Genomic DNA, 14,295 nt, shown 5'->3' with positions numbered 1-14,295 from the left:
TACGGGGTGGTTCGATAATGATCGATTTTAGCTGTTGTGTACGGGGTGTATGGACAAAATTAATTCTTGTTTTAATCGTTTTCTATGTCTTCTTCAAAAAAAAGCTACCACAACCAAATAAAAAATATGGTCATGATAGCCTTCACGAAGCAATCGATTTTGAAATTACTTCTTCGAAGTGTTTAAGAATTTTGGTTTGATGACCAACATGGCCCATGCCCAATTTTGTAAGCTTGCGGCAGCATCTTCCGATACGCCTTTAAGTGTATTCATTCCGTCACTTGCAAATAATTGGGAATAGCCCAGTTTTAGCGCATAGCCATTAAATGCTTGTGAATATACGAGGTCTATTTCAGTTCCCAAGGAGTGGCTTCCATTTGCTAATTCTTGTTCTGCATTGAAGTTCAGTACATTGATCAAGAGGCTCGATTTTTCGCCCAACTTGAAATTGGCGTTGACATGAATATCGAATAGCCCCACGGAATTGGCATGATTGCCAACATAGAAATAATCCATAAAGCCATTAAATTTGTGGTTGGTACCATATAAAGGAAAAAAGGCCTCAGTCTTGTTGGGTGTATCGGCTTTATTACCGCTGATCAATTCTGTTCCAATTCCCAAGCCGATCTTATCGGTTAATTTGTAACTTACGTCAAGGCCCAAAAGATAGGCACTACTGACATCAATACTGTTTTGTCTTTCCCCGCTCTGTAAAAAGGCGTTCAGTGCTATTCCGAAATTATCTTTTTTATAGTCCCAATGGGTGCCCAGGGTTTGTAAGTTACTCGTGCCATCTCCAAGAGCTCCGTTCGCTTCAAAATTTTGAAACCCATTATTTAATAGCAATAAACTCCCTGATAGGTTAGCCCATTTTTGTTTCAAATAAAGGTATTGCATGGTTTTATAGGAGAAAAAACCGGTCGTTGCATAGGTTGTTCCTTCCGATTGGAATCCAGCAGGATTGTTAAAATCTTGATTAAATGCCAAACCCAGATCGGCTTGAAATTTTCCGGTGTCGTATTTAAACAGCAGTGCGTCATGATTTCGGGCTTGTTGGGTCCAGTCTACTCCCCCGAAAATGCGTTGGTCGTCATAAACCAATTGTTGCCTGCCGATCTTGGTTGAAAAATTCCCGCCAAGATTAATGTTGGCCCAAGCTTGAAAAATTGCAAATGAATTATTATCGTCATTGGCTTTTAATTGCCTGTTTTCTCCCCATACCATTACATCTTGTAGACTTACATAAAAGGTATAGGCATCTACGGCGTATCCTGCGTTTAGTCTTAATCTTGTTGACACGGCATAACCGGCATCGGTGCTATCGGCTATTATAGAGCCGTAACCGTGACGGTATTCGGTGCGCGGGCGGAATTCGCCATCTAAGGTGAATTGGGCCGTGGCAAATTGAATGGATACTAAAAGCAGGGTTATAAACGTCTTTATTTTCATAGGTGGTTTTTTGATAATGTATTCGCTAATAACCTTTGTGCGATTGATTTTTCAAGGTTAAATTTTAAATTCGAGACACTACATTTCATGTGGTTTTGACTTTAAGGGCTTTTCTATTTGTCCGCACCGCTGAGCGCTAATTCGCCTTTAATTTCTTGGAGGGCAATTTTCTCATCTGCGGTGGCAAACTTAATGGCCAAAGAGAGTACTGCAGCACCCACGATAAACCCGCCTATGAGGAAGTATCCACTCGAAACAGCTGTTGCGGCCGCAGTTGTTTGTGCGGCCTTGACGGCCTCTTCACCCAATGTACTGTTCGCTGCTATGGCTGCACTTTCGGCGACGGCAGATTTAGATTTTAACAACATTGCCGCTAAAAATGCACCAACATTGCCACCGGCACCTACGATCCCTGAAATAGAACCGATAGCCTTGCGATTGATAAAGGGTACAACTGAGAAGGTCGCCCCTTCGGCCATCTGAACAGTAAGGCTAAAGGCAATCAAGAAAATCATGCCGACCACCAAACTCGTAGTTACCGAGAATATCGAAAGCATTGCACCTTCGGCAGCAAGTATTAAGGCCAAGAAAATCACTCGACCCCTGAGCCCTTTTAGTTTTCCGAACAAATCACCAAAATAGCCGCCTAGGGTTCTGGCGAAAATGTTCATCAAAGCAAAGGATAGTACGAGGTTTCCGGCCGTTGAACGGTCTAGACCGAATCGGTTTTGCAGGTAATCGTCCATAGTACCATATACTGTAAGCTCTATTCCGAAACAGGCAGCATAGACGAAGAATAGAATCCATACCCGATAATCTTTTAGAGTGCTCGCAAAGGAAGCTTCATCTTTCTTCAATTGGGGCATTTTGCCTTCTTTCTTCAATTCTTTGAAGTTCCCTTCCGGAGTATCTTGAGTAAAGAAGTAATAAATAATTCCCATGCTGAAGCATATAACTCCAGCAATTACCATGGAATAGCGCCATGCAATTTCATCGGCAACCCCAAAACTGACAACGGCTGCAGCGATTAAAGGCATTCCTAATCTATTCGCGCCCCCACCAAGGTTTCCCCATCCGGCAGATGTGGCATTAGCCGTTCCTACAATATTCGGGGCAAACATTATGGAAGTATGGAATTGCGTAATTACGAATGAAGCTCCAATAAAACCAATAAATAACCTACATATTAAAAACTGTAACGGTGTTTGTACGAACCCTAGCAGAATTACCGGGATAGCACCAAACACCAACAAATAAGTGTAGCACAATCTAGGGCCGTATTTATCACATAACTTGCCTATAAGTAAACGGGCGAAAACAGTGCCCGAAACGGCTAAAATGACAGAATTCCACTTTTGCGTAGGTGTAAGACCTAGGTCTTTGACTACATCGGGCATAAAGGGAACAATTCCAAACCATGCAAAAAAGCATATAAAAAACGCAATGGAGGTTATCCAAAAGGTGCGTATGGGCATGCTTTTAAGGTTCAAGAGCTCTAATTTTGTGGCTTTGGTGGAAATAGTTTTTTTCATAACTACGTAAATTTAATAGGTTATTAAAATAATTCGCAAGACAAAAATACGTATTACTAAGTATAAATACGTAATTTATATTTCAATTTTATTGTTTACGGACTCTTTTTGTCAAGCAAGGAAAAAATGAACGTATAAAATGGAATATTGAAAAAAAAGGAAGGTTCAAATTATGATATTGCCCAAAATCTGAAACTGTGGCACGTATTTTCTTAAGTGAAGTACGGCTTCAAGCCATGAAATCGTGCTTAGAAGGAAGAATTCTAAGTATATTCTTTGATGATAGTTTAAAAGAAGAGCAAGTAGCTTTAGATGGGATTCCTAAAATGGATGATGACCTTACGTTACATATGATTTTTTGATATTAGCTTATGGCGTTGTGTAGAAATATTTACTCGGCCGACAACTCTTCATGTGTGTCGTTGGCTATCATCAACACCTCGTCTATTAAGTCTTTAGGCACATTTAACTCCCTAAGAGTGTCGATTAAATATCCTGTGACAAGATTAAAGTGGTCTTCGGTAAGCTTCAAAAGTTTGTAAGCGTATTTCTTATTTTTAATTTTTTTTTCTGGAACTCCGAATACATGTGCTACAAAAGCTTTTTGTTTTTTGCGTTGCGTTTCTATATTCGAATCGGCAAATAAATGTTCCATACTGTCATCGGTGATTACCTTTCTGTAAAAAATTTTTGCAGCTGCATTAACAATATCGGTACCCCCAATTCTTTCGAATAAGTCATTAGTTTCGCTCATGTTCCTATTTTTAAATTTTCAGTTTCTAGTGTCAGCAGAAGTCCTCGGTGTGGATTATAAATTTAATTATAATAGGGTATAACTACTTAATATAAAGGCTTGAAAGCTTCTTTATGAAGGCATTTTTACGTAGCTGATTAAAATGAGCATAAAAATCCTCCGTATTGCGAATATGGGGTGGGTATTATTTAGTCATTCATAAATAATTGCAATGATAATTGTGCTGTTTAGGGTGAATTCATTCGTATAATGTAGGTGAATCTTACACTTGCGAGTGCAGAACGCGCTGTACTTCTTCCGCAAAAAAGGAAGGGTGATTGGCTACGACGTCACCAATTACAATAATCCCGGGATTATTTGGGTCTATTTTTTCATTAATCGATACAGCATTGGCCAGCGTGGCAGTATGACAGATTTCAGTTTCCATAGTTCCGTTTTGAATCAAGGCTATAGGGGTTAATTTGTTTCTGTATTTTGTTACTTCTTCAGTTATCTGATCAAATTTGCGCATACCCATAAGAATTACAATAGTAGCTGATGACTGTGCGGCTAATTTCAAATCTTCTGAAAAGGAGCCATCTCGTTTTGTTGCGGTCATTACCCAAAAACTACTGCTAATACCTCTTTGTGTAACAGGTATTCCTTGGCTTCCGGGAACGGAAATGGCGCTCGACACTCCAGGAACGACCGTTGTTGGGATTCCGAAAGATTCAACATATTCTATTTCCTCTGAAGCTCTGCCGAATACGAAGGGATCTCCGCCTTTCAATCGAACTACATGTCCGTATCTGAAAGCGTTTTCGACAATTAATCCATTAATGTCATCTTGACTGAATTCGTGGTTTCCACAGCGCTTACCTACATATATCTGAGGTGCTTTGCTGTCAATCTGTGTTAAAAGTTCTTTGCTTACAAGGGCATCATATAGAATAACGTCGGCTTCCTGCAATGCTTTGAATCCTCTTAAGGTAATAAGATCACTACTTCCTGGTCCTGCTCCTACCAAGGTCACTTTTGCAATATTTTCTGATTTCATTTTTTCATTCCTTATGGGTGACTTTTGCTAAATCCTCAACGAAACTACGTATTTATTTTGATAAAAATACAAGTATTATACGTAAAAATACTTAGTTTTGTCATGTAATTATAAAAATGCTACGTATGAAAACCGTTATTGTTGTTGGAAATGGGATGGTAGGTTATAAGTTTTGTGAAAAATTTGTCGCCAAGGCGGATAAAGAATCGTACCAGCTGGTGGTTTTTGGGGAGGAGCCTAGGGTAGCCTATGATCGGGTGCACTTGAGCGAATTTTTCGAAAACAATGATGCCGAACGATTGGCTATGGCTCCTCGAGAGTGGTATGAGCAAAATAATATCACCCTGTTCACCAATGAGCGTGTCACCGACATTCATAGAAAATCAAAAACGATAACTACACTGAGTGAAAAAACGTTGAGCTATGATTATCTGGTGCTGGCAACGGGGTCATCGCCCTTTGTGCCGCAAATTAATGGAGTTGACAAAGAGGGGGTATTTGTGTATAGAACTATTGAAGACTTGGAGGATACCTTGGCCTACGCTGATAAAATAAGGAAAAAGGTTGAGCGGCCCAAAGCTGCAATATTAGGTGGAGGTTTATTAGGGCTTGAAGCGGCAAAAGCCGTAATGGATATGGGTATGGAGCCCCACGTTGTCGAGTTTGCCCCAAAGTTAATGCCGAGACAGCTTGATACCCGTAGCAGTAAGGTATTACAGGTCAAACTGGAGTCGATGGGCATCAATATTCATCTTAGTAAGGCTACGAACCAAATTTTGGGTAATGGCCATATCATCGGAATGGAGTTTAATGAAGACGATGTACTTAATGTTGATATGCTCATTATTTCCGCAGGTATTCGACCAAGGGACGAACTGGGAAAAAGTTGCGGATTGAAAATGGGAACGCGGGGAGGAATTGTGGTAAACAATAAGATGCAGACATCAGACCCTGAGATATATGCCATTGGTGAAATAGCGCTGTACAATAAAATGATATATGGTTTAGTGGCACCGGGATATGAAATGGCCAGCGTCGCCGTTGACCAAATTCTTGGAGATCAAGATACTTTAATGGCTGATGAGATAGACATGTCTACCAAACTGAAATTGATCGGTGTTGACGTTGCCAGTTTTGGAACTCCCTTCATGCCCGCTGAAAAAGGCCATTCCATCATATTCGAGAACAAAACGGAAAGTCTATATAAAAGAATAAATGTCACCCATGATGGTAAAAAACTGTTGGGTGGTATATTGGTAGGTGATGCATCCGACTATAATATGTTGCTACAGATGTACCTGAATGAGATGCCGCTGCCCAAAAATCCTGAAAATCTGATTTTGGGAAGTAGGGGAGGTGAAGCGGTTTCTTTTGGCAGTGCCATGGATTTACCGGATACTGCTGTAATTTGTTCTTGTGAAGCGGTAACGAAAGGACAGTTGTGTTGCTCTATAAAAGATGATGGTAACGAATCGGTCAAGGCCATTGCCAAAGCCACCAAGGCAACAACAGGTTGTGGCGGTTGCAAGCCCATGGTGGAGGACTTGGTAGTAGAAACCTTGAAATCACTTGGAAAAGTAGTTAAAGAATCAATTTGTGAACATTTCGCTTATTCGAGACAAGAACTATATGATATAGTCAAGCTCCGGAATATTACTGATTATGACGAGCTTCTCGATGAAGTAGGTACGGGGCACGGTTGTGAGACCTGTAAACCGGCGGCAGCGGCAATCTTTGCCAGTATCTATAATGAAACGGCCAACCGACAAGAAACAATACAAGATACGAACGATCGGTACTTGGCCAATATCCAAAGAAACGGTACCTATTCCGTAGTGCCGCGCGTGGCTGCAGGAGAGATAACCCCCAAACAGCTTCTGGCAATGGGTAGAATCGCCCAAAAGTATGATTTGTATACGAAGATTACGGGCGGGCAGCGTATTGACATGTTCGGTGCGAAATTACATGAGCTCCCTTTGATTTGGGAGGAATTGATCGATGAAGGTTTTGAGACGGGCCAAGCCTACGGTAAATCGCTTCGAACAGTCAAAAGTTGTGTCGGTTCTACATGGTGTCGCTATGGTATGGACGAAAGTGTGACTTTCGCCATCGATATCGAAAACAGATACAAGGGAATCCGTTCTCCGCATAAAATAAAAGGTGGTGTTTCCGGCTGTATTCGGGAATGTGCTGAAGCGAGGAGCAAAGATTTCGGTTTTATAGCCGTTGAGGGAGGCTGGAACGTTTATATCTGTGGTAACGGCGGAGCCAACCCGAAACACGCCCAATTACTGGTCGAAAAAGTCGATAAGGCGACAGCGACAAAATACGTAGACCGATTTTTAATGTATTACATACAAACGGCGCCTCCGTTGACCAGAACGGCAGCATGGCTCGAAAAATTGGATGGAGGAATCGATTATGTAAAGGATGTGGTGGTCAACGACTGCCTCGGTATCGTCGAACAACTGGATGCCGATATGCAACATTTGGTAGACACCTATGTATGTGAATGGAAGGAAGCGGTCGAAAACCCTGAGATACGATCTCGATACACTCATTTCGTAAATACCGAAGAAGAGGATGAAAGCATCGAATTCGTTTCCCTACGAGACCAGAAAATGCCCAAAGCATGGGCGTAATTCAGATTACCAAAAACTGCAATAAGCAATTTATTTTATCAACTACTAAAAGGAAAAAATTATGGATATAGGTCTGAATATACAGGAAGCGGTAAAACCAGCAGACATAAAGGTGTGGTTTAAAGCAGCAGCGGTTTCTAAATTTCCCAAAAATGGCGGGGCTTGCGTAAAATATAAAGACAAACAAATCGCGGTGTTCAATTTTACTAGAGAAGGCACCTGGTACGCCTGTCAAAATCTTTGTCCACACAAGATGGAGATGGTTTTATCACGTGGTATGATTGGGGAAGAACATGGAGAGCCAAAAGTGGCGTGTCCCTTACACAAAAATACATGGTCGCTAAAAACAGGGGAACATCTCAATGGCGATTTAAGTACGCTTGCCACGTATCCCGTAAAATTAGATAATGGTTTTGTGTATATCGGGTTTTCTGAATAGCTTTGGAAGAAAACCGGAGATACTATGGCATCGTCAGAGAAATTGCAAAAGGCCTTCACGCTTTTTGATGAAGCAAATAAGCAAGACCCGAATGTAGAGGTGTGGCAGGGAAAGGAATATGCCAAAGAGTTATTGTATGCCATGCGCATGACCGAAAAGCTGAACGAATTTGCTCCAGATGCTTCAGAGGCATTACAGCTTACGGCACGCTGTCAACATATTTGTCGCTGGGAAATTCCACGTGAATCGTATGAGATGAACCGGACCGGATACTTGAAATGGCGACAAGATTTAAAAAAGTTCCATGCGAAAAAAGCCAGTGAAATTCTCGAAAAGGTAGGCTATGACCAAGATATCATTGCACAAGTCTCTTTTTTATTGGAGAAAAAACAGCTGAAGAAAAATGAAGAGACCCAGACCTTGGAAGATGTTATCTGTCTGGTATTTCTAGAATATTATTTCGATAGCTTCGCCCAGAAATATACGGAGGTCAAATTGATTGATATCCTTCAGAAAACATGGTGCAAAATGTCTGAAGACGGTCATTCGGCTGCCCATCGATTGCCTTTGTCCCCATCCACTAAGGCCTTGGTTTCGAAGGCCCTTCAAGGCTAATCGATTATCTTTATAGTCACAATTTGGTAAAATGAGCAAAAACAAGCATACCCTGCCATTGGATACGGCTACTTTTAAAAGGGTCAGAAAATGGTATTTGCTCGCATTGGCCGCCATTGCCTTAACCGTTATTTTTGCACAGGTTCTTATTCAAAGACATTTGAATTCGCAATTAGATGACTCCCGTGTTATCAATGTTGCAGGAATGCAACGTGCATATAGCCAGAAATTGGTGAAAGAAGTGTTGTTGCTTAAAGCAGATGGTAATGCTGCGCAACGACAACATATTATATCAGAAATACGAGAAGATTTATCAGCTTGGCAAAAAGCACATCGAGCTTTGCAATTTGGCAATAAGGAAGCGGGTCTCCCAAAAGAAGAAGATGATGAAATTTTAAATCTTTTTCATAAAATAAGCCCACATCAATTGGCCATGGCTGAAAATATAACATGGCTGCTAGAGCATTCACAAGACGCTGGCTCAGAAGTAGAAAAAAACATTGAAGCCAAGGTGGGTGTGATTCTTGAAAATGAAAGAATTTTTTTGAACATGATGGATGGTATCGTCAATGAGTACGATGAGCGAAGTAAAAAACAGCTCCAGAACCTTAAGCAAAAAGAGTATTTTCTACTGGCATTTTCCCTTGCCATCCTACTATTGGAAATCGGTTTTATTTTCAGACCACTTTCCATTCAAATTAGAAAAACCATCAAGAATTTGATGGACAGCCAAAAAAAATCTGATGAGAACTCTCGAAAAATAGAAAAGTTATACCAAGAGAAAGAGAAGTCACTTGAAAAATTACAAGAGCTCAATTTTGTAATTGATAACGCCGCCTTGTTTGCCAGCGCCAAAAATGACGGTCAAGTAGTATTTATAAGCAGAAAGTTTATAGAACTTTTGGGTAGTGACGAACAAGATTTGAACCGCCCTTTGTCTGAAATATTAACCTCTGATGAGGGCCAACAACAATACTTAAAGGAGATTTTAAAAAGTAACCGCAAAAACATTCGTGTCGAAGAAATAAAGGTCAAGACAGAGAAAGGCGATGAACTATGGTTGGATATGTCTATCATACCGATGCACCAAACAAGTTTGGAGCAAAGTGTTTTAATCTTGTGTTCCGATATTACCGAACGCAAGCGGAACCAATTAAAAATAGAACAGCTTACCAAACAGAACTATGACGAGATCATGCGTCAAAAGCAACTTCAGGCTAGTCAGATTGTCGAAGGTCAAGAAGAAGAACGTAAGCGCATTGCCAAAGATATTCATGATGGTATTGGCCAAATGTTGACCGCCTTGAAATTCAATATCGAATCTATAAATCTAAAAAATAAAGATAAAACTGCTGAGAAAATTGCCTATTTAAAAGAGCTTACGACCGATCTGATAAAGGGTGTCCGTACTGCAACCTTTAACCTCACACCACCGGAACTTAGTGATCATGGAATCTTTCCGGCGTTGCAGAAAATGACAATGGAGCTTTCGAAATTAACAGGAAAGAATATTTTGTTCGAGAACAAAACACATCAAAATTTACGTTTTGATTCATTGGCCGAAACAAATATTTATAGAGTGGTACAAGAAGCCATAAACAATGCCATCAAATATGCCGAAGCCAATTATATTCTTTTGACCTTAAATCATAGCGATGGTATTTTAAGTGTGGTTATTGACGATGATGGTAAAGGGTTTGATCCCCAAGCTTTGGAAAAGCGGCCAACGAATGGTAGTGAAGGAGGTATGGGGCTCTTCTTTATGAAAGAAAGAATTGGTTATATTAATGGTCGCCTGTTTATAAATTCTGCTCCGGGGCGCGGAACTCGGGTAACTATTAATTATAGAACGGAATACGAAAATGAGGAAGTGGGCCAAGAAGTTTTGCCCCAATAAAATTTTTGATGATGAAGATTAGAATAAAAGGAAACACTGTTAGATACAGATTGACAAGGACAGAGGTGAAGATTTTTTGCGAAACAGGTCATTTCGAGGAAAAAACTCAGTTCAGGGACAAAACCTTTATTTATGAATTAAGGACAAAGGCCGGTTTGGAGCATCTTGATGCCAATTTCAAGGAGAATACAATAACCTTATACCTTCCGGAAAAAGAAAGGGAAAGATGGGGTGACAGCGAACAAGTAGGGTTTCAGCACACGATAGTATCAGCGTCGGGTGCAGAACTGTCGTTGCTTTTAGAAAAAGATTTTACCTGTTTGGATGAGACCATTGAAGATCAATCGGATAATTACCCAAACCCTTTAGCGAACAAATAGCCCTGACCTTGTCTAGAGAAACCATCATGAAGTTCGATTAATTCATACAGTTTCGAGCTCCCTGTTTCCCACGATTTTTACGATTACCGACTTACTGATAGGGGTGTGGCTCTGGTCTGCAAAATGATTATAAGGAATTAGAACGTTGGTCTCAGGATAATAAGCCGCCAAATTACCAACGGGAATGGCATAGGGAACGATCTTGAATTTTTTTGCGGTTCGTTTCGTGTTGTCGTAGTGACTGGTCATGTCTACGACTTCTAAATCTTTTAATCCTAATTTTTTGATATCCTTAGGGTTCATGAAAACCACTCTTCTTTCATTATAAACACCCCGGTAGCGATCATCTAAACCATAAATTGTCGTATTAAATTGATCATGCGAACGAATGGTCATTAAAACAAACTCATCTTTCTTCGTACGTAATTCCGATAAGCTGTTTATGGTCAATTGGGCCTTTCCGTTAGGTAGCATGCTAAAATCAAGATTTCGCACGTTGTTGGGTAAATAATATCCTGAATTCTTGATACGTTGCTCGGTGCTGTCAAAACCTTTGGCGACCTTATCGATTTTATCACGTATCAGTGAATAATCATCACCCATGGCAATCCAATCCACCGGATGATTTCCTTTGAAATAAGTATGCGCTAAATTGGCAACGATTTCGGGTTCGCTCATTATCTTATTTGAAGCGGGTTTAAGTAATCCTCTCGATTTTTTAACTTTGCCCATACTATTCTCGACGGTAATGTAACGCAATTCACCTGCTTTTTCATCTTTTTCCGAACGACCAAAAGTGGGCAAGATAAGCGCAGTTTTTCCCGTTACCAGATGACTTCTGTTCAATTTTGTACTTACTTGAACAGTAAGGTCGCAACGTTTTAATGCGTCGGCCGTGTATTCGGTATCTGAGGCCGCCATTAAAAAATTCCCTCCAAGGGCCATGAATATTTTAGCCTTGCCCTCATGCATTGCCTGCATGGCTTTTACCACGTCAAAACCTTCCTTTTCAGGCGCGTTAAATCCTAAATGCTCAGCAATACGCTTATTCAAATCTTTGTCGACAAAATGCATGATGCCAACACTCCGATCGCCCTGCACATTGCTATGCCCTCGAACCGGACAGGTGCCTGCGCCCGGCTTCCCGAGTGCGCCCTTGAGTAAAATTAGGTTTATGTATTCCCTGATATTGGCCACCCCATTTTTGTGTTGTGTGAGTCCCATGGCCCAGCAAACGATGATTTTTGATTTATTGGCCAAAAGGCCTACCGTCTGATTGATCAATTCTTCCTCCACTCCACATTTGACTAATAAATCGGCTTCTTCATAAGTCGCCAAATCGGTCATTAAATCGTTATAGCCTTGTGTATATTTTTCAATGAAATTGTGGTCGAAAACTTGCTCCGATTTTTGATCTAAGAGAGCCAATTTTTTGATGATAAGTTTTAGTAAGGGGATGTCTTGATTGATACGTACTGGTAAATGTACGTCGGCAATCTGTTCCCCGTTGCCGAGCATTCCTTTAATGGTCTGTGGATTTTTAAATCGTACAAGCCCCGATTCCTCTAACGGATTTATGCTAATGACGTGGCCTCCATTCTCTTTGCATTTTTCAAGTGCAGTAAGCATTCTCGGGTGATTTGTGCCTGGGTTTTGTCCGGCTACGATAATCACTTCCGCCTCATGAAGGTCTTCCAGTTTTACAGATCCTTTACCTATTCCCAAGGTCTCCGAAAGGGCTACGCCACTTGACTCGTGGCACATGTTCGAACAGTCGGGCATATTATTGGTGCCGAAGGCCCTTGCGAACATGCCATATAAAAAAGCCGCTTCATTACTAGAGCGTCCAGAAGTGTAGAATATGGCTTCATCAGGGCTCGGAAGTTTGTGAAGTTCGGCAGCCATCAGTTCGAAAGCTTCCTGCCAAGAAATAGGGGCGTAATAAACGCTTCCTGGCCGAAGTACCAAAGGTTCTGTAATTCTGCCTAATTTGTTTAGCTCATAGTCGGTCAGACGTGCGAGTTCTTCTACTGAATTATTTTTGAAAAAAGTAGCGCCAATATGAGAATTGGTGGCCTCATCGGCCAATGCTTTTGCACCGTTTTCGCAATATTCACCAATTTTTGACGGATGTTCAGGGTCGCCCCAAGCACAACTGGGACAATCAAACCCATCATTTTGATTCATACTAAAAAGTGCCCGAAATGATTTAACGACCCCCATTTCCATAAAACCATGTTGCAGCGTTTTGGCCACTGCCAATTTTCCAGCGGCGTAGTCCATTGGTTTACTTAACCTGATATTACTGAATTTTTCTGGTATGCCTGCCGCTACATCCCGTTTTGGGTCGTTCATAATTTTTATTTCGTATGATAATTTATTAATGAATTAAGGTAGCAAAATTGGAGTTGAAAACAAAAGGGTGAAAGTTTTATCCTGTAAGTTTGGTAATTAAAATATCGTGGCCGTTTGCCTTTGACTAGAACCGCGCTCTATAAGCTTTGGGTTTAGAATAACCGTTTCGTTCGTTATCAAGGTATTGCCACTTGCAATGTGTTTGAGTAAAAGAGTGCAGGCCGCCTTTCCGATTTCTTCTCCTGATTGGTCTATTGTCGTTAAAGAAGGTTCGGTAAGTGCTGAGAAAGGCTCGTTGCTAAAGCCGACAATAGCAATGTCTTCTGGAACTCTTTTACCTATGGTTTTGAAATAGCCAAAGGCGCCGACAGCTGAGGTGTCGTTTGAACAGAACAGGCCATCAAGGTCACTATGTTCTTTTAATATTTTTTTTGCCATTTCTAGACCATCCTCTTTCATCAACTTAGAGGTCAATACATAGCTTTCATCATAGGGAATATGGTAGTTCTTCAGGGCCATTTTGTATCCTTCAAGTCGATTTTTATAGATCAGTAAACTTTTAGGTCCTGAGAAATGCCCGATTTTTTTACATCCTTTTTGAATTAGATGTTCGGTCGCGCGATAGGCCCCAAGCTGATCATCTATCAAAACTTTGCCCATATCTGGAAATCCTTCTAAATGCCTATCGAAGAAGACTACCGGAATTCTGTTGTTTAGGCAGTTCGCCAGATGTTCTCCTTTTTTTGTGCCCATTGAAACTGAAATGAGAATACCATCGACCCTATTGGCAATTAGATTCTCAATAATCAGCTCCTCTTTTTCGAGCTCTTCTAAAGACTGGCATATGATAACATTAAAACCCAATTTATAAGCGGTCTCTTCAATACCTGCAATAGTAGATGAAAAAAAATGTCGAGAGATTCGAGGAACAACCACACCGATCGTATTGCTTTTTTTTCGGCGGAGATTGGAAGCTAACATATTTCGTTGATATCCCATTTCCTTAGCTTTCTCCAAAACTTTACGTTTTGTTTTTGCGGTTACCCGGTCGCTGTCGTTAAGTGCTCTTGAGACCGTTGAACTATTAACGTTCAGTGCCTTGGCGATTTCGTGAATGGTCACATTTTTCATGAACTAAGTTTTTTCAACTGGGAAGTAAATCAAAGCACATTTTTGGCTGTTGCTTCCATTACCTA

12 protein-coding genes are annotated in these 14,295 nt (G+C 40.8%); 6 read left to right on the top strand and 6 right to left on the bottom strand.

Going from position 1 to position 14,295, the window contains the following annotated elements:
* Nucleotides 1–165: 165 nt before the first annotated feature.
* Nucleotides 166–1,449: an alginate export family protein gene (locus tag BLS33_RS11410; RefSeq protein WP_089888746.1), complete on the bottom strand. Its 1,284-nt coding sequence runs from the start codon at nucleotides 1,447–1,449 to the stop codon at nucleotides 166–168.
* Between the two features lie 113 nt (nucleotides 1,450–1,562).
* Nucleotides 1,563–2,981, bottom strand: coding sequence for an MFS transporter (locus BLS33_RS11405; RefSeq protein WP_089888744.1), 1,419 nt, complete (start codon nucleotides 2,979–2,981; stop codon nucleotides 1,563–1,565).
* A gap of 197 nt (nucleotides 2,982–3,178) precedes the next feature.
* Between BLS33_RS11405 and BLS33_RS24845 the strand changes: the two genes are divergently transcribed.
* Entirely contained in the window at nucleotides 3,179–3,343 is a 165-nt protein-coding gene (locus tag BLS33_RS24845) for a hypothetical protein (protein WP_176801375.1), read from the top strand.
* A gap of 29 nt (nucleotides 3,344–3,372) precedes the next feature.
* On the opposite strand, the gene BLS33_RS11400 is transcribed toward BLS33_RS24845, so the two are convergent.
* Together BLS33_RS11400 and cobA are read right to left on the bottom strand one after the other, a co-directional pair.
* Nucleotides 3,373–3,735, bottom strand: coding sequence for a group I truncated hemoglobin (locus tag BLS33_RS11400; RefSeq protein ID WP_089888742.1), 363 nt, complete (start codon nucleotides 3,733–3,735; stop codon nucleotides 3,373–3,375).
* A gap of 262 nt (nucleotides 3,736–3,997) precedes the next feature.
* A complete protein-coding gene (cobA, locus tag BLS33_RS11395) occupies nucleotides 3,998–4,771 on the bottom strand; it encodes a uroporphyrinogen-III C-methyltransferase (protein WP_089888739.1) in 774 nt (257 codons plus the stop codon).
* Between the two features lie 125 nt (nucleotides 4,772–4,896).
* Between cobA and nirB the strand changes: the two genes are divergently transcribed.
* The 5 genes from nirB to BLS33_RS11370 all read left to right on the top strand — a co-directional run bounded on the left by nirB (nucleotide 4,897) and on the right by BLS33_RS11370 (nucleotide 10,744).
* Nucleotides 4,897–7,413: a nitrite reductase large subunit NirB gene (gene nirB / locus BLS33_RS11390; protein WP_089888737.1), complete on the top strand. Its 2,517-nt coding sequence runs from the start codon at nucleotides 4,897–4,899 to the stop codon at nucleotides 7,411–7,413.
* 61 nt (nucleotides 7,414–7,474) lie between these two features.
* Entirely contained in the window at nucleotides 7,475–7,852 is a 378-nt protein-coding gene (gene nirD, locus BLS33_RS11385) for a nitrite reductase small subunit NirD (protein ID WP_089888734.1), read from the top strand.
* A gap of 24 nt (nucleotides 7,853–7,876) precedes the next feature.
* On the top strand, nucleotides 7,877–8,467 hold the full coding sequence (locus tag BLS33_RS11380) for a DUF4202 domain-containing protein (protein WP_089888732.1): 591 nt from the start codon (nucleotides 7,877–7,879) through the stop codon (nucleotides 8,465–8,467).
* Nucleotides 8,468–8,498: 31 nt separating this feature from the next.
* On the top strand, nucleotides 8,499–10,364 hold the full coding sequence (locus BLS33_RS11375; protein ID WP_089888730.1) for a sensor histidine kinase: 1,866 nt from the start codon (nucleotides 8,499–8,501) through the stop codon (nucleotides 10,362–10,364).
* A gap of 8 nt (nucleotides 10,365–10,372) precedes the next feature.
* Entirely contained in the window at nucleotides 10,373–10,744 is a 372-nt protein-coding gene (locus BLS33_RS11370; protein ID WP_317039850.1) for a DUF7009 family protein, read from the top strand.
* Nucleotides 10,745–10,786: 42 nt separating this feature from the next.
* Here the strand turns inward: BLS33_RS11370 and BLS33_RS11365 are convergent, their stop codons facing one another.
* The gene (locus BLS33_RS11365; RefSeq protein WP_089888726.1) at nucleotides 10,787–13,099 is read right to left on the bottom strand and encodes an FdhF/YdeP family oxidoreductase; all 2,313 of its coding nucleotides are present in this window, start codon (nucleotides 13,097–13,099) and stop codon (nucleotides 10,787–10,789) included.
* 96 nt (nucleotides 13,100–13,195) lie between these two features.
* Nucleotides 13,196–14,230, bottom strand: coding sequence for a LacI family DNA-binding transcriptional regulator (locus BLS33_RS11360; RefSeq protein WP_089888724.1), 1,035 nt, complete (start codon nucleotides 14,228–14,230; stop codon nucleotides 13,196–13,198).
* Nucleotides 14,231–14,295: the final 65 nt, after the last annotated feature.

It is taken from the genome of Kriegella aquimaris, from assembly GCF_900103215.1.
Taxonomy (GTDB): Bacteria; Bacteroidota; Bacteroidia; order Flavobacteriales; family Flavobacteriaceae; genus Kriegella; species Kriegella aquimaris.
The sequence above is the reverse complement of the archived record's forward strand: the minus strand, read 5'-3'. Positions and strand labels throughout refer to the sequence as shown.

Bases quoted from the DNA above. Each gene is read 5' to 3' on its own strand.
- BLS33_RS11400 (WP_089888742.1), bottom strand. From the start codon at position 3,735: ATGAGCGAAACTAATGACTTATTCGAAAGAATTGGGGGTACCGATATT.
- BLS33_RS11370 (WP_317039850.1), top strand. From the start codon at position 10,373: ATGATGAAGATTAGAATAAAAGGAAACACTGTTAGATACAGATTGACA.
- cobA (WP_089888739.1), bottom strand. From the start codon at position 4,771: ATGAAATCAGAAAATATTGCAAAAGTGACCTTGGTAGGAGCAGGACCA.
- BLS33_RS11365 (WP_089888726.1), bottom strand. From the start codon at position 13,099: ATGAACGACCCAAAACGGGATGTAGCGGCAGGCATACCAGAAAAATTC.
- BLS33_RS11360 (WP_089888724.1), bottom strand. From the start codon at position 14,230: ATGAAAAATGTGACCATTCACGAAATCGCCAAGGCACTGAACGTTAAT.
- nirD (WP_089888734.1), top strand. From the start codon at position 7,475: ATGGATATAGGTCTGAATATACAGGAAGCGGTAAAACCAGCAGACATA.
- BLS33_RS11410 (WP_089888746.1), bottom strand. From the start codon at position 1,449: ATGAAAATAAAGACGTTTATAACCCTGCTTTTAGTATCCATTCAATTT.
- nirB (WP_089888737.1), top strand. From the start codon at position 4,897: ATGAAAACCGTTATTGTTGTTGGAAATGGGATGGTAGGTTATAAGTTT.
- BLS33_RS11405 (WP_089888744.1), bottom strand. From the start codon at position 2,981: ATGAAAAAAACTATTTCCACCAAAGCCACAAAATTAGAGCTCTTGAAC.
- BLS33_RS11375 (WP_089888730.1), top strand. From the start codon at position 8,499: ATGAGCAAAAACAAGCATACCCTGCCATTGGATACGGCTACTTTTAAA.
- BLS33_RS11380 (WP_089888732.1), top strand. From the start codon at position 7,877: ATGGCATCGTCAGAGAAATTGCAAAAGGCCTTCACGCTTTTTGATGAA.